We start from the raw sequence: 17,924 nt of genomic DNA on the forward strand, positions 1-17,924 counted from the left end.
TTCGCCTCACTCAGGAAGTGTGGCCGAGCGGTTGAAGGCACCGGTCTTGAAAACCGGCGACCCGAAAGGGTTCCAGAGTTCGAATCTCTGCGCTTCCGCCAGATATAAACCCCAGCTTACTCGTTAAGCTGGGGTTTTTCTTTCGTCTTATCTCAGAGTTGCCTTTTACCAGATTCTGGCCATTCCTTCGCTTGCCGGGCGAACGAGAGTGAAGCCAAATTTAGAATACAGCTCGGGGACATCCGCCATTAAACAAACGTAGGCCCCTCTACAGGCATTGTTATCCAGCCATGCCACAAGCGTTTCCATGATGAGTCTACCGAGCCCCTTTCCCTGATGAAGAGGGTCAACGGCGACGTCGACAATATCAAAATTCAACGCACCGTCTCCCACGATTCGCCCCATACCCACGGGTTTTCCCTCACACAAAATATGCATGCCATAACAACTGCCAGGCAGCGCTTTGCGTGCTGCCTCCAGCGGACGAGGGCTAAGACCCGAGATTTCGCGAAGGCGGCAAAACGCTTCTGCGGAGGGGACGGTTTCAACTACGGTATAGTTTTCATGCATAAAAAGCTCCAGTCAGTATCTCTCGGTGTGTAATCCCCTCGGGCTAAACAGCGTTAGCGCCCGGCGGCGTTTCGCTGGCACAGGCTTACAATGAAACGTGCAACGTATTAATATTATTGCAGAATGTAGGCCGGGTAAGCGTAGCGCCACCCGGCAAGAAAGGCGAGGTTTATGAACGGATAAAGGCCAGAATATCCGCGTTAATGGTATCCGCGTGGGTGGTATGCATCCCGTGCGGGAAGCCCGGATAAATTTTCAGTACGCTGTTCGCCAGCAACTTATCCTGCAGCAGGGCAGCATTCTTATAAGGCACGACCTGATCGTCATCCCCCTGCATCACCAGAACGGGAACCGTAATGGTTTTCAAATCCTCTGTCTGATCGGTTTCTGAAAACGCCTTAATTCCCTCATAGTGGGCCCTGGCGCTGCCGATCATGCCCTGACGCCACCAGTTCTGAATGGTGCCCTGTGAAACCTCGGCCCCCGCCCGGTTAAACCCATAAAAAGGACCGCTGGCGACGTCGAGGTAAAACTGGGCGCGATTCGTGGCCAGCGCTTTACGAAAGCCGTCGAAAACCTCTACAGGTGTCCCGCCAGGGTTGTTTTCTGTTTTCACCATCAACGGTGGAACGGCGCTCACGAGCACCGCTTTGGCAACGCGCCCCTGCGGCTGGCCGTACTTCGCAACATAGCGGGCCACCTGGCCACCGCCGGTAGAGTGGCCGACATGCACCGCATTGTGCAGATCCAGGCTTTCAACCACGGCCGACGCGTCAGCCGCATAATGATCCATATCGTGCCCTTCGCTGACCTGGTCCGAACGCCCGTGACCACGGCGGTCGATTGCGATAACGCGATAGCCTTCCGCAAGGAAGAAGAGCATCTGGTTATCCCAGTCATCGGCACTCAATGGCCAGCCGTGATGGAAAACAATGGGCTGAGCCTCTTTCGGACCCCAGTCTTTGTAGTAAATATTGACGCCGTCTTTCGTTGTTACGAATGCCATACCGCAGACTCCTCTGTTAAAGACGCAACGATCGCTGGCTGAGCGCAGAGCGAACCATTATTGTCTTCATGATGTTGGCTTGTTTTATTTCCCGTACCGACAGTACCCCTAAAGTGTAGGAGAAATAGTAAAACCGGTGGGTTTCATTCGTGTGAATGGTATCCAGAAGGGGAAAGCGAATGATGGACTCTGGAGTGAGTCCCAGAGCCATCAGAGGAGGGGGCGTTAACGGTTCTCTTCAATATAACGGGCGAGATCGGCCGGGGTTTTCAGCACCGTCGCCACGTCGGTAGGCGGGATCATACAGCCGTAAACGTCCTGCACCTCCAGCACCATGTCGACTGCCAGAATGGAGTCGAGAATGTCGGATTCAATCAGCTCATCGTGAAAGCCAACCTTGCGGGATAACACTTTTTCAAAAAGGGCGAGAATATCGTGTTCCATCATTTTTCCTGGGATAATTAATGTGTGCGGGCGTAAGCGTCCAGTAGTTTGCGGTCAATTTTGCCGTTAGGATTCAGCGGCAAAGCGTCTTTTACGATAATTTGTGAAGGCACCATGTAGTGAGGCACCACGTTTGCCAGCGAGGTTTTGATCGCCTCCGGTGCCAGCTCCGTCACGCAGAACGCGGCGATGCGCAGCACGCTGCCGCAGGGTTTCATCAGCGGCATCACCACCGCTTCGCTGATGCCGGACATGGCCAGCAGGCGGTTTTCAATCTCGCCGATCTCGATGCGGTAGCCATTCAGCTTGACCTGGCTGTCGTTGCGGCCCTGGCAGTAGATGAGCCCGTCTTCATAACCCAGATCGCCGGTCCGGTAGCCGCGGAACGCATCATTTTCCCGACGCAGCAGTTTAGCCGCGTTCTCCTGCGGCAGGCCGAGGTAGCCGCGCATGACGTTTTTGCCCCAGATAATCAGCTCGCCCTCGGCGGAAATTTCCATTCTGCTGTCCGGCATCATCACGCCCACCGGCAGCACCGCGCTGTCGCTGTTAAGGATCTCATCCGTGATCTCAACCACGGTTGTCGCAATGGTTGCTTCCGTTGGGCCATAGGAGTTGATGATTTTGGCCTGCGGGAAACGGCGGCGGAGCTGTTTCACCAGCGCTTTATTGAGCACTTCACCAATGAAGATAAAGACGCTGAGTGCAGGCAAATACTCGCTGTTAAAATGCGGAGAAAGCAGTTGCTGGTAGGCAAAAGAGGGGGTGGAAACCCAGGCGGAGACCGCGTTGCTTTGCAGTCGCTCGAGCCAGTTCTCTTTCTGGATATCCTCTTTGGCATTCAGCACGATGTGGCCTCCCATCGCCAGGTTCGCCAGCAGAGGGATCAGGGAGAGGTCAAAGCTGAACACCGCGTGGTTCATCAGCACCGGTTTTTCCGGCAGCGAAAAGTCCTGGCTGACCCACTTCATGAAGTGCCATACGCTTTCACGTCCAATCTGCACGCCTTTCGGTTTTCCGGTGCTGCCTGAGGTAAACATGATATAGGCCAGATCCTGCTCCTCCAGCACCTTGCCCGCCTCGCCGGTGGCGATGAACTGCCGCGTCGCCACGTCGTAGTAGTAAGGGGCGCCGGTCAGGTTGCAGATCTCGCGAAGCCGCTCCTGAGGGTAGATGCAGTCCACCGGGATGTACGGAATGTTGTGCAGCAGGCAGCTATATATGGCCACGGCGAACTCGGCCTGCTGATGGCCGTACAGCACGATCGGCGTACCGTCTGCGGGCTGGCAGCGTCGATAACGCTCTGCCCAGTTCGTCACGGCAGAGGAAAGCTGGAGCCAGCTTAAGGTTTCGTCGCTGCCGCTGATGGCCAGCTGCTGCGGGGAGGCGGGATCGCGCAGTGCCGCACGCAAGAAATCCTGCAGTTCCTGAAGATCGGAGTGATTTTTCATAGAGGTGACATTCCACTGAAGATGTAAAGGGATCCTGCGGCGCTTCCCAGCGTCAGAATTCGTCCCAAAAACGCAACGGCCAGATACTGCAATCCGCGGTGTAACGTTGGGCTGCGTTTGGCTGACCACAGCAGCATGTTGTGCGCGACGGAAATCGCGCCAAACAGCGCGCCGCTGATGACGTAATGGCGTTCCAGGCCATTCCACGCCCCCATGCAGAACAGGGTGCAAAAAATACCGATATTTTGTGCCAGCGTTTTGTTCTGGCGGAAAAAGTTAAACTTCATCAGGTTCATATAGACGGGCATAAAGACCACGTCGCGCAGCCATTCGGACAGGCTGATGTGGAAGCGGCGCCAGAAATCCTGCGGGTTCTTCGCAAGAAGCGGCATGTTGAAGTTTGCCGGAATATTCAGTCCAAACAGCCGACCCGCGCCGATGGCCATATTGCTGTAGCCCGCAAAATCGAAGTACAGATAGGCGCTGTAGGCAATCGACATCACCACGCCCACGGTCAGGGTAAACGGCTTATGGCTCCAGGGCTGCACGACGAGCGAATCGATCAGCATGGCAAACAGGAACTTCTGAATGATGCCGGTAATAATTTGCTCCAGCGCCGTTAAAAACTGCTCGCGGTTCAGGACAAATGCCGGCTTATTCACATCGCTCATCCATGTCCGCCAGCGATACATCGGGCCGGCCAGAATAATAAAGGGCATAAAGAGATAGCAGAAATAGTGCAGGAAATTCTGGCCCTCTTTTTTACTGCGATACAGCAGTACATCCACAGCGCGGAAGGTCATAAAAGAGAGACCGATTGTGCCGAGGTGATAATTAAAATGTAATTTCACCAGAACCAGAGGCAGCAGCGTTAAAACGACCGCCTGCCAGGTTTTTAATCTGCCTTTTTCTTTTAACGTGGCGACAAGATAAAACCAGCAAAAGACGGCCACGGGAACACTGTAATTGCCCTGAAAAATATAACCCCAGCCTAATGCTGTCACCACGGATAAGGAAACTAGCCAGGTCAGACGGTGGCGTAAAACACGATTAACCATCGCAAACACCAGCGCGGATGAAAATAAACAGACAAAAAACATTCCTGAGCTGTACATCATTTCGCCTCAGAATTTTTGATATTCAAAATGCAGCTGCATACTCATGCTGTCATCGACAGCGGTCCATGCAACGACGGTGATCGCCAGCAGTAAATAAAGGCAAAAAAGACGGATCGCGATTTTCATTATTTAAAACTCTGTGCAATAAAGCGAAGCATTGGCACCCAGGCCAGTTCGGTAGGGTGCAGACGATCCCAGTTCCAGCCGTTCTGATACGGCATGGCGTACATATCCAAATACGGGATCTGGTTCTCTTTCAGAATGGTTTGAATCTGCTTATCGAACGGGCGGAAGGTGTCGGTATTGTAAAGCGCCCAGGGGTTAACCGGGTCGACGATAGCAATCACCTGCACGTGATGCGCTTTCAAAAGCTGAACGGTTTTCCTGAACGCGGCGAACTGCCCCGGCACCACCGGCGTGTCATCCCACTGCTGCGGCTTACCGTCCTCGTCGTAAATCGTTTTGTCCATCCACAGCGTGGCCGCGCTCTGATGGCGCTTTTTATTCAACTCGCGGGCATTCGCCAGCGCTTTATCCCAGTCAGGGGAAAGACGGGCGGTTGGCTGCTGAGGCCAGGGCTGCGCCGTCTGTGGCCTGATGTTGAGCAGCGACAGCCAGTCGTTTTTAATCAGGGTGCAGAAGTTTGCAAACTGAAAACTCAGCTCGTCCCACATCAGCGCCGGATGCCAGCCATACACACGCATTTGCCCGAAGGTTAAATGGCTTATCTCTTTCGCATCAATATGCTTCAGGTAATTAACCAGGAACGGGCGCGCCTGCGGATCCTTCATCAGGGGATTAAAAATCGAGCCCGGAAAATTATCCGCATAGATAGCGGGCGGCAGGCCTTTTGAATAAAAGCCGTCAGGCGCCAGAAGCAGCACCACTTTGCTGTTTGCGTTAAGGCTATCTTTAAAACGCGAGAGAAGTAAAAATTGCGTTTCGTCATCGACAAACGCATCGCCATAGGCCACGACGGGCTGGTGCAATTGCTTATTAAAATAATTAAATACGGCGTAATGTTCCTCTTCTGAGGTGGCGACCTCAGACGCACCAAGGAAGAAAATAGCATTCCCTTCTAAAGCATGGGAAATTGTGGCTATTTTTTCCGCCTGTTCTTTTGTCGTCCCTGCCATAGACTTGATCAGCGGCTGGAATTTAAGCGGCGGATCAAAGCTTGTCACCAGCGGGTGAAAACTCAGGACTAAAATGGCCAAAACGGCCATCAGGATATGTAAGCAAAACGTATTTTTGATTTTCATCATCAACCAGTAAGGCGCTATGACAGTAATGCGTTAAAACCCGCATTACCCGGATTTATTACCATTACAAAACACATGGCCGTCTATTTTTTTGGCATTCTATACCACGGTGATTTAAAAGGATGAGCGTTGCTGTGTAACGGTATGTACAAGGGGGGAAGGGGGGAGGGCAGGAAAGCGTCCGGGTGACTTTTTGCGCAGTCAAACGCCTGCAGGCAAAAATAGAAAAATTCCTGCTTTACAAGGCGCTAATAGATGTTTATAGTGCGCCTCACTTTGGAAGCGTGGCCGAGCGGTTGAAGGCACCGGTCTTGAAAACCGGCGACCCGAAAGGGTTCTAGAGTTCGAATCTCTACGCTTCCGCCAAATTCGAAAACCCTGCGATAGCAATATCGCAGGGTTTTTTCGTTTTACAGCGCAATTACCAGCTCCCCGGAGTGACTCCGCGAACAGCAGAGCGCCACCTGCTGGTCAGCCGCGCTTTTTTCTGCCTCCGACTGCACGCTATCCCTGTGGTCCACCACGCCGTCAATCACCGGCGTCAGGCAGGCGCCGCAGATCCCCATTTCGCAGGACAGCGGCACGTCCACGCCGTTTTCCTGTAATACCTGAGCGATGGTCTTATCCGCAGGCACCGGCCAGCGCTCGCCGGTAGAAGCAAGTTTGACCGTAAAGATCTCACCTGCGACGCCGCTTGTGACAGGGGGAGCGGGCTGAAACGCCTCGCTGTGGATATGGGCGTCATTCCATCCCTTCGCCGCCGCCACATCGCGCGCTTTCTCCATAAACCCCGCAGGTCCGCACACCCACGCGTGCAGCCCCGCTTCAGGCGCGGGGAAATGCTCCGCCAGCGTGGTTCGTGGGGTGGTGGTATGAATAATGCAGTCACCGCACTGCGAGAGTTCGCGCGCAAACGCCGCGTTTTCCCGGTTTCTGACGTAATAGTGCAGCGTAAACGGCGTTCCGGTCGCTTTCAGCTGCAATGCCATCGCATACAGCGGCGTAATGCCAATCCCTGCCGCCAGCAGCAATACCCGCTCAGCCTGATGCAGCGGAAACAGATTGCGCGGGGTCGAGATTGAAAGCCTCTGTCCCGGACGCAGCATTTCGTGAACGTAGCGCGACCCGCCGCGCGAGGCGGCTTCTCGCCCCACGCAGATAAGATAGCTCTCGTCGCCACATGCCCCTGTCAGAGAGTACTGGCGGACCACGCCGCAGGGCAGGTGGACATCAATGTGCGCGCCGGGTTGCCACGCCGGTAGCGCGTCGCCGTTTTCGGCCATCAGCCTGACGGCGAGGCTTTTATCCCCCTCGCGCCACAGCCCGTCAACGATCACGTTCAGCATATTGGCCTCCGTCATACCAGGAAAAATTCGCCAAAGCCCATCTTCTTCAGTCCCCGACGGTAGGCAATCGAACTCTTATCTGCCGGAATATGGGCTTCCAGAGTGAGATCCAGCGGCAGACTTTCCGGGCGCTGGGTTTCGACCATCAGGCGATCCTCTTCAAAAATGCGCAGGTTAAAGGCATGCACGTCCTCCACCGGAATATGCAGATCAAAGTTGCGCGCGATGGGCGCGAACATGCGGGTCACCCGTGACGAGACGGGCGAGGCGGCGTTCATAATCACCAGCCTCGATTCACCCGGAAAATGAATCGTCAGGGTGGCGGTAAACGGCAGATGCATTTCAAAATGGCGCAGCCACTGGAACCCTTCTGGCGCCTGCACGGGTGAACTGGCGGGATAGTTGCTCACGGAACTCCAGTAATCGGCCACGAAACCGAAGGGCGTCTCCTGCGGCTGATAGATAGGGACAAGCTGATTATTGGGATCGGCAAAGGTATCGGTATGGATCCACGCAAAGTGGGCAACATCCAGAAACCCCTCCACCTGGCGACCGGCGAAGCCGTTCACCTCAAACGCCGGGCAGTTGATCTGCTGAAATCCGTCGTCGCTCCAGTGCGGCATGGTGGGCAGCGGCACGGGATTGTCCGGGTCAAACGCCAGGCAGGTCCAGATCAGGCCGAAGCGCTCTTCCACCGCGTAGTTAATCAGATTCAGCTTCGCCGGAACGGGCTGGTCGGGGCTGGACGGAATGCGGTTGCAGCGGCCGTCTTCACCAAAGCGTAAGCCGTGGTAGGGGCAGATAATCCCGTGCTCGTCGTGAAAGCCGAGCGTCAGCGGCACGCCGCGGTGCGGACACACGTCCCGGGCAACCACGACCTGGTCGTTAATTCGGTAAATCACCAGCTGTTCATCCAGCAGGGTGGCCTTGACGGGGGCCGGGCCGACGTCGCAGGCGCGCGCAACCGGATGCCAGCATTTCGCCAGGCGCAGCCAGTCCTCTGGCTCAAACGTGCAGTGGGCGGGTGGTGTCGGTTCTCTTTTCATCGTTGTCCCTCTTGTTCAGCCTAACGGGCCGCCCTGAATGGTCTCGCACAGACCGTTGATAATGCGTTCCCCGGTCTCCTCTTTGAGTTCCTGATACCAGGCCTGCGTCAACGCCATATCTTTCCCGTGGGTGACGTCGCAGCGTTTACGCGCTTTCAGCACCAGGTCACGCACCCGGTCGCAGCGCAGGGCTTCGTACTGCCGCAGCGCCAGCGTAATGTTGTGGTTTTCACGCAGGCATTCGCCCAGCACCACGGCGTCCTCCATGGCCGCGCAGCCGCCCTGGCCGATATCCGGCGTGGTGCTGTGCCCGGCATCGCCGAGCAGCGCGACGTTGCCGCGTACCAGGCTGTCGAACGGCTCGATGTCATGGATTTCAATGCGGTTGGTGGTATCGGGATCCAGCGCGGCGATAAGCTTCTGTACCGGCGGTGCCCAGCCGCGGAAGTAGCCCGTGAGATCGGCGCGCAGGGTGGTGCGATCCTCCGCCAGGCCCGCGGGCAGCGGCACGTCAAAAAAGAAATAGAAGCGTCCGTTGGAGACGGGCATCAGCGACACGCGTTTACCCTCGCCAACGAAGGTGGTCCACTGGTGCGCCGGGGCAATCTCTTCATCAATCTTCACCAGCCCGTTCCAGTTCACGTATCCGGCGTAGCGGCGCTCCGGGGTATAGCCCAGCACGTACGGACGAACCGCCGAGTGGCTGCCGTCGGCGGCAATCAGAAAATCGCCTGTTGCCGTGGTGCCATCGGTAAAGGTCACGCTTACGCCCGCGTCGTCTTCGTGGACGTGTTCCACGCGCTTGCCAAACTGCACCTTGTCGCGCCCCCAGAAGTCCAGCATTTCGCGCTGGAGTTCAGCGCGCGAGACGGGGCAGGGACGCCCGCCGGTACGCTCAACCAGCGGGGCGAGGCTGAAGCGGGTCAGGGTGTCGCCGCGCCGGTAATCCTTGTAGGCCATAAAACGCATCGGACCGCCGTAGGTTTCGATAATGTCGCCCATGCCGAGGTGCTGCATACACTTCACGCCGTTAGGCCAGATGGAGATGGCCGCCCCGACGGGCCGGATCTCTTTTACGGCTTCGAACACGGTACAGTCGATGCCCGCTTTCTTTAGCGCGACGGCAGCGCTCAGGCCGCCAATACCCGCGCCAATGACGATTGCTTTCATGCTTCTCTCCTTTTGCAGGGTGTAAAAACATTCAGCAATTTGCGTACCAGGCTGCAGAGTGGCGAAAACGGCGTTGTGGGAGGTGAGTTTGCACTGCTAAGGTGCGCAAACACGGTGAATATGCCTTTTTATGAATCAATAATTTCCTGTCCAGCCATACAGAATCGACTGTTTCACATCGGCGACAAGAGTGGCGTGGTTTGTGCAACAACCCGGAGGAGGACAATAAAGGAGACACTATGATCGCACTGCACGACTTCAATCATCTTCCTGAGAAAGAGGCTCTCGCGCTGCTCACCCCCTGCGTGGCGCTCCCCGGCTGGGCTGAGGCGCTGGTTTGTGGACGGCCTTACCCGAGCCGGAGTGAATTGACGATCGCGGCGCAGGCGCTGATGCAGCGCTGGGATGAGGCGTCGTTAGCGCAAGCCCTGAGCGCGCACCCGCGCATCGGGGAAAAGCCCGCGGGTGCACAGGCGGAGGCGGCGCTGTCGCGTCAGGAGCAGGGCGCGGTGAATGACCGTGACGCGGCGCTTGCGCAGGCGCTGCGCGAGGGTAACGCCCGCTACGAGGCCCGCTTTGGCCGGGTGTTTCTGATCCGCGCGAAGGGCCGGAGCGGCGAGGACATTTTACAGATACTGAATGCGCGGCTGGAGAACAGCGACGCGCAGGAAGTTCAGGCGGCGCTGGAACAGCTGCGGGAAATTACGCTGCTGCGGCTGGAAGGAGTTATCCACGAATGAGCACGCTCAGCACCCATATTCTCGATATTTCAACGGGCAAACCCGCCGCGGGCGTGACGGTTCACCTTGAACGGGAGGGCGAAATCATGGCGACGGGCGTGACCAACGCTAATGGTCGCATCATCGAATTTGTCCCTTTCCTGCCAGCAGGCCGCTATCGGCTGGTGGCGGAGATCGGCGGGTGGTTTCGCGCAACCGGCCGGGAGACGATCTACCCCTGCGCGCAAATTGAGTTTGTGACGGGAGAAGCGGCAGACGAGCACTTCCATCTGCCGTTTGTGATTGCGCCAGGCGGGTGGTCAACCTACCGGGGCAGTTGACCACACCCGCTCGCCGTTGACCCAGGTCTCACTGATGTTGCGCTCGTCGCCCAGGGTCATCAGCACAAATAGCTGCTCGTAGATATCCTGACAGCGGCGATTGCGCAGGCGCTGCAGCGGCGTCACGTCAGGATCGATAACCACGAAATCCGCCTCTTTGCCGGGGGCGAAGTTGCCAATCTTATCGTCCAGCCTGAGGGCGTGCGCGCCGCCCAGCGTGGCGTGATAAAACGCCTCGCTGGCGCGCAGGCGGTAGCTCTGCAGCTGTCCGACCTTGTAGGCTTCTCCCAGGGTGCGCAGCATACTGAAGGTGGTGCCCGCGCCGACGTCGGTGCCGATGCCCATCCGCACCTTGTGCTGCCAGCAGGCGGGCAGGCGAAACAGCCCGCTGCCGAGAAACAGGTTCGAGGTGGGGCAAAACGCCACCGCCGAACCGGTGTCGTGCAGGCACTGCCACTCGCTGTGGTGCAGATGGATCGCGTGGGCAAACACGCTGCGCTCGCCGGTCAGGCCGTAGTGGTGATATACGTCCAGATAGCGCTCGTGCTCCGGCCAGAGATCGTTCACCCAGGCCACTTCGTTTGGGTTTTCGCTGAGATGGGTCTGCAGCCAGGTATCCGGGAACTCCTCTCTGAGCAGGCTGACCGCGGCGAGCAGCTCGGGTGAGGACGTTGGGGCAAAGCGCGGCGTAATGGCATACCCCAGCCGCCCCCGGTGGTGCCAGCGCTGGATCAGCTCCCGCGTCTGCCGGTAGCTCTGCTTTGCATCTTCGCTCAGGTAGTCCGGCGCGTGCCGGTCCATCATCACCTTTCCGGCGATAAGGCGCATGTTCAGGCGCAGGGCTTCGGTAAACAGCGCTTCGACCGATTGCGGATGCAGCGTGCAAAACACCAGCGCGGTGGTGGTGCCGTTGCTCACCAGTTGGTTAATGAAAAATTCGGCGATCTCTTTCGCGTAGGCTTCATCGGCAAACTGGCTCTCCACCGGGAAGGTGTAGGTGGTCAGCCACTCCAGCAGCTGTTCGCCAAAGGCGCCGATCATCTCCGTTTGTGGATAATGAACGTGGGTGTCGACAAAACCGGGCAGCAGCAGCCTGCCGCGCAGGTCCGTGTAGCCTTTGTGGGGGTCGAGATACTGCTCGCCCTCCTGCCACGCCATGTGCGCCAGAATTTTTCCGTTCTGGATAAACAGCAGCCCGTCCTCAAGGTAGCGGGCGTGTTGGGCAATCGCGTCTGCGCTGTCGCAGACCTGGGCGATATCGAAAAATGCACCGCGTATCGCAGTCTGGTATTCCATCGTGGGTCCTGCCTTAGTGTTTGCGTAGCGGGGTGAAAAAGCTCAGCAAGAACGGTGCCAGAATGAACGGGCCGCAGATAAACTGCGGCCGGAGGGAGGGGTTACTCTTTTTGCGTCGCCACGCGGGAGCTGAACGAGGCCGCGCCTGCCGTCTCGCGCTCTTCCCGCGCCAGCCAGCGGTAGGTCACGCCGCCGAGGAAGACGCCGATAAACCAGCTGAAGTTTGCCACTTCATGCAGGGCCGGGATAAAGCCAATCACCAGACCTACGGCAACGGATGGGATCAGCGCGCCAATGGCCTTCGGGTTAAAGCCGTTGCGGTACCAGTATTTGCCCTTTGGCGTATCGTCGAAGAGATCGTCTACCGACACCTTACCGCGCTTAATCAGGTAGAAATCGGCAATCAGAATGCCGAACAGCGGGCCGATAAACGCTCCGAGCACGTCCAGGGTGTAATGGATGAGCTCCGGCGAGTTGAACAAGTTCCACGGGGTGAGCAGAATCGAGCCGACGGCGGCAATCATGCCCCCGGTGCGGAAGCTGATCTTCTGCGGCGAGCAGTTAGAGAAATCAAACGCCGGTGAGACAAAGTTCGCGACGATGTTGATCCCGATGGTGGCGGTGATCATCGTCAGCAGGCCAATCGCCACGGCCAGATCGTTACCTACGCGGCTGACGGTTTCGATCGGGTCGGTGATCATGCGGCCAAACAGCGACTGGGTGCCGGAGACAATCACCACGGTGACGATAGAGAACAGCAGGAAGTTAAACGGTAGCCCCCAGCGGTTGCCGCGGCGGATCTCACCCATGCTTTTGCCGTAGCGGGAGAAGTCGCCAAAGTTGAGCAGCGGGCCGGAGAAGTAGGAGACCACCAGCGCAGTCGCGGTGATCATCTGCCAGGTTTGCTCGCCCGCGCTCAGGGATTTGCTCGCGAGGGTGAAAGAGATCCCGTCAAAACCGGTCTTGTATACAATCCAGCCCGCGAGGGCGAGCATCACCACATAGACCGCCGGACCGGCGATATCAATAAAGCGCTTAATGGCGTTCATGCCGTGCCAGAAGACCATCGCCTGAAGAACCCACATGATGGCAAAGCAGATCCAGCCCAGCGGCGACAGGCCCAGGAAGGCACCGGTGGTAAGGCTCGCCAGAGAAGGCCAGAACTTCAGCACCACCAGCATCAGCGCGTTGGCGGCAAGCCAGGTCTGGATGCCGTACCACGCAAAGGCGATAAGCCCGCGGATCACCGCCGGAATATTGGCCCCGAAGACGCCAAACGCCTGACGGCTGATCACCGCATAGGGCACGCCCGCCATCTGGCTCGGTTTGGCTACCAGGTTGGCGCACAGCTGCACAATGCAGATCCCCACCAGCAGGCAGAGCAGCACCTGCCAGCTTGCCAGCCCGAGCGTAAAGAAGCTCGCGGCAACAACGTAACCCCCCATGCTGTGAACGTCGGACATCCAGAAAGAAAAGATGTTGTACCAGCTCCAGTTCTGGTCACGCGTCGGTGCCAGATCCTCATTGCAAAGACGTGGGCTGTAAACCGCACCGGAATCAGCGGCCGTACTCTGCTGTGCGTTTTGACTGTTTGGCATGAAACCTGCTCCTGTGAATGAAAACCCGTTGAGTGGGAGTGCAAACGGTGTTGCAGGATCCAGGCCAAAATAATAAATCTTGTATGCAATATTTTATTTTTATGTATACGATTCGATAACGGAAAGTAAAACTCGGAGTGGTGAATGAACAACATAAACGCCCTGCAGACCGCGCCAGACCTGCATGACAAAGACGAAACCATCTTCCAGGCGCTGATGACCGCGATTGTGGAACATCAGCTGCTGCCGGGGAGCAAATTGCCGGAAGAGGCGCTGGCCGAGGTGTTTGGCGTGAGCCGCACGGGCATCCGCAAGGTGCTTCAACGACTCGCCGCTGTGCAAATGGTCACCCTGACGCCCAAACGTGGTGCACACGTCGCCAGCCCGACGGTTGAAGAGGCGCGGCACATCTTCCGCACCCGCGCGCTGCTGGAGGTCGCTAACCTGCCGGATGTGCTGGCGCACTGTCAGCCGCCGCACCTTGCCGCGCTGGAGGCCATTATTCGTCAGGAGCAGCAGGCGCACGAGGCGTACGACGGCCCGGCGGCAATCCGACATTCCGCCAGTTTCCACATACAACTGCAGGCCATCTCCGGTAACCAGGTGCTGACGGAGATGGTGACAAGCCTGAGCCAGCGCTCCTCGCTGGTGATTGCCACCTGGGGCGCGCCGTGGCGTCAGGGCTGTCGCTGCAACGATCACGAACAGCTTGTGGATCTGCTGCGCCAGAAGGCGCTCCAGCCGCTAAGCGATGCCCTCATGCACCATTTTGAACACATCGTTGCCAGCCTTTGCTTCGAGCGGGCGGGCGAGTGCCTGCCTGATTTTGCCCGGCTGTTTGCCGGCCACAAGGAGTCGTAATGTCTGTCTGTATACAAGTGATCAATCCCAACACCAGCCTCGCGATGACGGAAACCATCGGCGCGGCGGCCCGCGCGGTGGCGGCGCCGGGAACGGAGATCCTCGCGGTCTGTCCGGGCGCGGGCGTGCCGTCTATAGAAGGCCACTTTGATGAGGCCATCGCCGCCGTCGGTGTCCTGGAACAGATCAAAAAAGGCAGGGAGCAGGGCGTGGACGGTCACGTGATTGCCTGCTTTGGCGATCCGGGCCTGCTGGCGGCGCGCGAGCTGGCGCAGGGGCCGGTTATCGGCATTGCTGAAGCCGCTATGCATATGGCGACGCTGGTGGCGACGCGCTTTTCGGTGGTCACCACGCTGCCGCGCACGCTGATTATTGCCCGCCATCTGTTGCACCAGTATGGCTTTCAGGACCACTGCGCAGCGCTGCACGCCATCGACCTTCCGGTGCTGGCGCTGGAGGACGGCAGCGGTCTGGCGCAGGAGAAGGTACGCGCGCGCTGTATACAGGCGCTGAAAGAGGATGGCTGCGGCGCCATCGTGCTCGGCTGCGGCGGCATGGCGACGCTGGCGCAGGAGCTGACCCGCGAGCTGCGCGTGCCGGTGATCGACGGCGTCAGCGCGGCGGTGAAGATGGTGGAATCGCTGGTGGCGCTGGGGCTCTCGACCAGCAAGCATGGGGATCTGGCCTTCCCGGAGAACAAACCGTTAAGCGGGCATTTTCAGGCATTGAATCCATTTTAACTTTTGGGGGTGGTATGGGGCTTTTCGAACAGGATTATCCGCGGGATCTGCGCGGCTACGCGGGCAACCCGCCACACGCGCGGTGGCCGAATGAGGCGCGCATCGCGGTGCAGTTTGTGCTCAATTATGAAGAAGGGGCGGAAAACCACGTTCTGCACGGCGATGCCGGGTCCGAGCAGTTCCTGTCGGACATCATCGGCGCGGCCAGCTACCCGGACAAACACATGTCGATGGACTCCCTTTACGAATACGGCAGTCGCGCCGGGTTCTGGCGGATCCATAGTGAATTTCAAAAGCGCGGCCTGCCGCTGACGGTCTTTGGCGTGGCGATGGCGCTGGCGCGTCACCCGGAGATTGTTGAGGCGATCAAAGCCGCGGATTACGACGTGGTCAGCCACGGCTGGCGCTGGATCCACTATCAGAACATGGACATCCGCCAGGAGCGCGACCACCTGCATAAGGCGGTGCAGGTTCTTACCGACCTGTTCGGCAAGCCGCCAACCGGCTGGTACACCGGGCGCGACAGCCCCAACACCCGCCAACTGGTGGTGGAGCACGGCGGCTTCGACTACGACAGCGACTACTACGGCGATGATTTGCCCTTCTGGACGGAAGTGGCCTGCGGCGACGGCACTCAAAAACTGCACCTGATCGTGCCCTATACGCTGGATGCGAACGACATGCGCTTCGCGACCGCGCAGGGGTTTAACACCGCCGAGCAGTTTTATACGTACCTGAAGGACAGTTTTGACGTGCTGTACGAGGAGGGGGAGAGCGCGCCAAAGATGATGTCCATCGGCATGCACTGCCGCCTGCTGGGCAGGCCGGGGCGTTTTCGCGCGCTGCAACGGTTTCTGGATTACGTGCAGCAGCACGATCGGGTGTGGGTCTGTACCCGCCAGCAGATTGCTGACCACTGGCGGGAAGTTCATCCGTTTCAGAAGTAATTGTGCGATGTTTTGCCGGGTGGCGGCTGCGCCTTACCCGGTCTACACCATCAAACTCACCTGCGCCGCAACAATGCGCCACCCGTATGCAAACCTTACCCACGTCTGCTGCTGGCGGCCAATCCGCTCCGTACCTTCACGGGTAAACTCGGTGCTGCACACGGCATAATCCTCCCCGAAGGTGGTAATCACGGTGTGGCGCAGCGTCCGCTGAAGCCCAGCAGACGGGCGCGCCGCCCTAAAGGCGCGGATTTCATCGATCCCGTACAGGTTTTCACCCGCCCCCAGACGCACCGTGTTTTTGTCGTGCCAGAACAGCTCGTCCAGCACGGCAATGTTGTTACTCACCAGCGCGTCTTCATAGCGATAAAACGCGGCGGTCACCTCGGCAACCACCCACGGCAGGTTAATGTCATCGTGATTGATCATGCTGCAACCTCCGCCGGGCGGGCATCGGTGATGCCGCTCTCTTCCAGCACGCGCGCGACGCGCAGGCAGGCCTGCTCGTTAAACGGCGCGGCAATCAGCTGCAGGCCAATCGGCGCGCCATGTGCGGTGCGCAGCGGAACGGTGGTCACGGGCAGGCCCAAAAATGAAATCGGCTGGGTCAGCATCCCCATGCTGGCGCGGATGGGGAGCGGCTGACCGTTAATCTCCATGGTTTGCTCGCCGATCCGCGTGGCGCTGCGCGGCGTCGCGGGGGCGATCAGCACGTCGGCCTGGGCAAACAGTGCGTGAAACGCCTGCCGCGCCTGCGCGCGGAACCGCTGGGCCTGAATATACCAGGCGGAGGGGACCATCGCGCCTGCCAGCAGTCGCTCGCGGGAGTGCGGCTCAAAGCGCTCGGGCTCGCGGCGAAGCGCGGGCAGGTACTGATTTCCCCCTTCGGAGGCGCTGATGATAAACGCCGCGGAGCGCGCCAGCTCGGCGTCCGGAAACTGCAGCTCATCCTGCACGTCGAGCGCCTTCGCCACCCGCGCCACGGCGTCTCTGGCCTGTGCGTCGCACCAGGTGGTGAAGTAGCCGCCGAGCACCGCGCAGCGCAGGCCGTCAAGCCCGCGGTCTAGCAGGGGGCGCGTCTGCTCGCGCGAGCTCTCTGCCTGAAAACGGTCGCTGCTGTCCCGGCCCTGCAGCGCGTCGTACACGGACGCCAGGTCGCACACGCGGCGGGCGAAGGGGCCGATATGATCCAGGCTCGCGACAAACGGATGGCTGCCGGATCGTGACAGGCGGCCAAAGGTGGGCTTGAGACCATAGATGCCGCACAGCGAGGCCGGAACGCGAATCGACCCGTTGGTGTCGGTGCCGAGCGAAAAGTGCACCAGCCCGGCGGCCACGGCGGCGGCTGAACCGCCGGAGGATCCGCCCGCAATGCGCGTCAGGTCGTGCGGGTTACGCGTTGCGCCGTAGTGGCTGTTCTCGGTGGTAAAGCCGTAGGCGTAGGCGTCCATATTCACCATGCCGGACAGCAGCCCGCCCGCGCTGCGCAGCTGGCGCACGGCGAAGCTGTCAGCGGCCGCAGCGGGGCGCTGGCTGAACAGCTCGGCGCCCGCGAGGGTGGTGTGTCCGGCAACGTCGAACAGGTTTTTCACCGCGTAGGGCACGCCCGCCAGCGGCGGCAGGGGGCGCTTTTCGCGGCGCAGGGTGTCGATGTTCTCGGCCTCGGCGAGCATGCGTGCTTCCGTCACGGTGGTCCAGGCATTGATCTGCGGATTAACGCGCCCAATCGCCTCCAGCGTCTGGCGGGCAATCTCATGGGCGCTCAGCTCGCCCGCGCTCAGCGCCTGTTGAATGTCGCTGATACTCATCTCGTGTAGCGTCATGCTTTATACACTCCTGCGATCTCCAGACGGTCGTCGAGCGGCAGCGCCATCAGCGGGGCGGCCATGCTGGCAATGCGGCTGAACTGCAATTGCAGCTCGGCGCGGCGGGCATCGTCCAGCGTCACGCCGAGCACGGACTCCATTTGCGCAAGATACGCCTGCCAGTCGGGTTGTTGTGTCGTCATT

The 17,924-nt window shown here is 58.9% G+C and carries 18 protein-coding genes, 2 tRNA genes and 1 pseudogene; 7 read left to right on the plus strand and 14 right to left on the minus strand.

Going from position 1 to position 17,924, the window contains the following annotated elements:
- The first annotated feature begins 13 nt into the window (after nucleotides 1-13).
- A tRNA-Ser gene (locus ACMGGH_RS13300) sits at nucleotides 14-101 on the plus strand.
- A gap of 64 nt (nucleotides 102-165) precedes the next feature.
- Here ACMGGH_RS13300 and ACMGGH_RS13305 read toward each other — a convergent pair.
- From ACMGGH_RS13305 to ACMGGH_RS13330, 6 genes are all read right to left on the minus strand, one after another.
- Nucleotides 166-570 carry a GNAT family N-acetyltransferase gene (locus ACMGGH_RS13305; protein WP_047368238.1) on the minus strand — a complete coding sequence of 135 codons (405 nt, stop codon included), beginning with the start codon at nucleotides 568-570 and terminating at the stop codon, nucleotides 166-168.
- 169 nt (nucleotides 571-739) lie between these two features.
- Nucleotides 740-1,576 (minus strand): alpha/beta fold hydrolase, encoded by an 837-nt coding sequence (locus tag ACMGGH_RS13310; RefSeq protein WP_049136538.1) that lies wholly within the window; start codon nucleotides 1,574-1,576, stop codon nucleotides 740-742.
- A gap of 225 nt (nucleotides 1,577-1,801) precedes the next feature.
- A complete protein-coding gene (locus ACMGGH_RS13315) occupies nucleotides 1,802-2,020 on the minus strand; it encodes an acyl carrier protein (RefSeq protein ID WP_028012621.1) in 219 nt (72 codons plus the stop codon).
- 17 nt (nucleotides 2,021-2,037) lie between these two features.
- Nucleotides 2,038-3,471, minus strand: coding sequence for an AMP-binding protein (locus tag ACMGGH_RS13320; protein WP_069732523.1), 1,434 nt, complete (start codon nucleotides 3,469-3,471; stop codon nucleotides 2,038-2,040).
- On the minus strand, nucleotides 3,468-4,586 hold the full coding sequence (locus ACMGGH_RS13325) for an MBOAT family O-acyltransferase (protein WP_232948378.1): 1,119 nt from the start codon (nucleotides 4,584-4,586) through the stop codon (nucleotides 3,468-3,470). Before ACMGGH_RS13325 ends, ACMGGH_RS13320 begins: the two co-directional genes overlap by 4 nt.
- 128 nt (nucleotides 4,587-4,714) lie before the next feature.
- Complete coding sequence (locus ACMGGH_RS13330; protein WP_045630047.1) at nucleotides 4,715-5,851, minus strand: D-alanyl-lipoteichoic acid biosynthesis protein DltD; 1,137 nt, start codon at nucleotides 5,849-5,851, stop codon at nucleotides 4,715-4,717.
- Between the two features lie 278 nt (nucleotides 5,852-6,129).
- On the opposite strand from ACMGGH_RS13330, the gene ACMGGH_RS13335 reads away from it, so the two are divergent.
- Nucleotides 6,130-6,217 (plus strand) — tRNA-Ser (locus ACMGGH_RS13335).
- Nucleotides 6,218-6,261: 44 nt separating this feature from the next.
- Here ACMGGH_RS13335 and ACMGGH_RS13340 read toward each other — a convergent pair.
- The 3 genes from ACMGGH_RS13340 to hpxO are packed head-to-tail and all read right to left on the minus strand — an operon-like array spanning nucleotide 6,262 to nucleotide 9,413.
- Nucleotides 6,262-7,197, minus strand: a complete 936-nt coding sequence (locus ACMGGH_RS13340) for a PDR/VanB family oxidoreductase (RefSeq protein ID WP_232948061.1) — start codon at nucleotides 7,195-7,197, stop codon at nucleotides 6,262-6,264.
- Between the two features lie 11 nt (nucleotides 7,198-7,208).
- Entirely contained in the window at nucleotides 7,209-8,243 is a 1,035-nt protein-coding gene (hpxD, locus tag ACMGGH_RS13345; protein WP_059354509.1) for a molybdenum cofactor-independent xanthine hydroxylase subunit HpxD, read from the minus strand.
- 15 nt (nucleotides 8,244-8,258) lie between these two features.
- On the minus strand, nucleotides 8,259-9,413 hold the full coding sequence (hpxO, locus tag ACMGGH_RS13350; protein WP_166720871.1) for an FAD-dependent urate hydroxylase HpxO: 1,155 nt from the start codon (nucleotides 9,411-9,413) through the stop codon (nucleotides 8,259-8,261).
- A 239-nt stretch (nucleotides 9,414-9,652) separates the two neighbouring features.
- Here hpxO and uraD point away from each other — a divergent pair, with 239 nt between their 5' ends.
- Together uraD and uraH are read left to right on the plus strand one after the other, a co-directional pair.
- Nucleotides 9,653-10,153, plus strand: a complete 501-nt coding sequence (uraD, locus tag ACMGGH_RS13355; RefSeq protein WP_248070022.1) for a 2-oxo-4-hydroxy-4-carboxy-5-ureidoimidazoline decarboxylase — start codon at nucleotides 9,653-9,655, stop codon at nucleotides 10,151-10,153.
- Nucleotides 10,150-10,473, plus strand: a complete 324-nt coding sequence (gene uraH, locus ACMGGH_RS13360; RefSeq protein WP_193051286.1) for a hydroxyisourate hydrolase — start codon at nucleotides 10,150-10,152, stop codon at nucleotides 10,471-10,473. Before uraD ends, uraH begins: the two co-directional genes overlap by 4 nt.
- Here uraH and guaD read toward each other — a convergent pair.
- Together guaD and ACMGGH_RS13370 are read right to left on the minus strand one after the other, a co-directional pair.
- Nucleotides 10,453-11,769, minus strand: coding sequence for a guanine deaminase (gene guaD / locus ACMGGH_RS13365; RefSeq protein WP_063943665.1), 1,317 nt, complete (start codon nucleotides 11,767-11,769; stop codon nucleotides 10,453-10,455). The genes uraH and guaD overlap by 21 nt on opposite strands.
- A 101-nt stretch (nucleotides 11,770-11,870) precedes the next feature.
- Nucleotides 11,871-13,367, minus strand: a complete 1,497-nt coding sequence (locus ACMGGH_RS13370; RefSeq protein ID WP_047368247.1) for an NCS1 family nucleobase:cation symporter-1 — start codon at nucleotides 13,365-13,367, stop codon at nucleotides 11,871-11,873.
- Nucleotides 13,368-13,511: 144 nt separating this feature from the next.
- Here ACMGGH_RS13370 and ACMGGH_RS13375 point away from each other — a divergent pair, with 144 nt between their 5' ends.
- The 3 genes and pseudogenes from ACMGGH_RS13375 to puuE all read left to right on the plus strand — a co-directional run bounded on the left by ACMGGH_RS13375 (nucleotide 13,512) and on the right by puuE (nucleotide 15,915).
- Nucleotides 13,512-14,228, plus strand: coding sequence for a GntR family transcriptional regulator (locus ACMGGH_RS13375; protein WP_045630054.1), 717 nt, complete (start codon nucleotides 13,512-13,514; stop codon nucleotides 14,226-14,228).
- Nucleotides 14,228-15,062: pseudogene (gene hpxA, locus ACMGGH_RS13380) on the plus strand (allantoin racemase). The gene ACMGGH_RS13375 and the pseudogene hpxA overlap by 1 nt, the downstream one beginning before the upstream one ends.
- On the plus strand, nucleotides 15,016-15,915 hold the full coding sequence (gene puuE, locus ACMGGH_RS13385) for an allantoinase PuuE (protein WP_416172903.1): 900 nt from the start codon (nucleotides 15,016-15,018) through the stop codon (nucleotides 15,913-15,915). Before hpxA ends, puuE begins: the two are co-directional and overlap by 47 nt.
- A gap of 42 nt (nucleotides 15,916-15,957) precedes the next feature.
- On the opposite strand, the gene hpxZ is transcribed toward puuE, so the two are convergent.
- The 3 genes from hpxZ to hpxX are packed head-to-tail and all read right to left on the minus strand — an operon-like array spanning nucleotide 15,958 to nucleotide 17,923.
- Nucleotides 15,958-16,344, minus strand: coding sequence for an oxalurate catabolism protein HpxZ (gene hpxZ / locus ACMGGH_RS13390; RefSeq protein WP_048960335.1), 387 nt, complete (start codon nucleotides 16,342-16,344; stop codon nucleotides 15,958-15,960).
- Nucleotides 16,341-17,738, minus strand: a complete 1,398-nt coding sequence (locus ACMGGH_RS13395) for an AtzE family amidohydrolase (protein WP_232948063.1) — start codon at nucleotides 17,736-17,738, stop codon at nucleotides 16,341-16,343. The genes hpxZ and ACMGGH_RS13395 overlap by 4 nt, the downstream gene beginning before the upstream one ends.
- A complete protein-coding gene (hpxX, locus tag ACMGGH_RS13400; protein ID WP_028012637.1) occupies nucleotides 17,735-17,923 on the minus strand; it encodes an oxalurate catabolism protein HpxX in 189 nt (62 codons plus the stop codon). The genes ACMGGH_RS13395 and hpxX overlap by 4 nt, the downstream gene beginning before the upstream one ends.
- Nucleotide 17,924: the final 1 nt, after the last annotated feature.

Origin of the sequence: Enterobacter sp. BNK-16 (assembly GCF_048684955.1) — a bacterium.
Classification (GTDB): Bacteria; Pseudomonadota; Gammaproteobacteria; order Enterobacterales; family Enterobacteriaceae; genus Enterobacter; species Enterobacter bugandensis.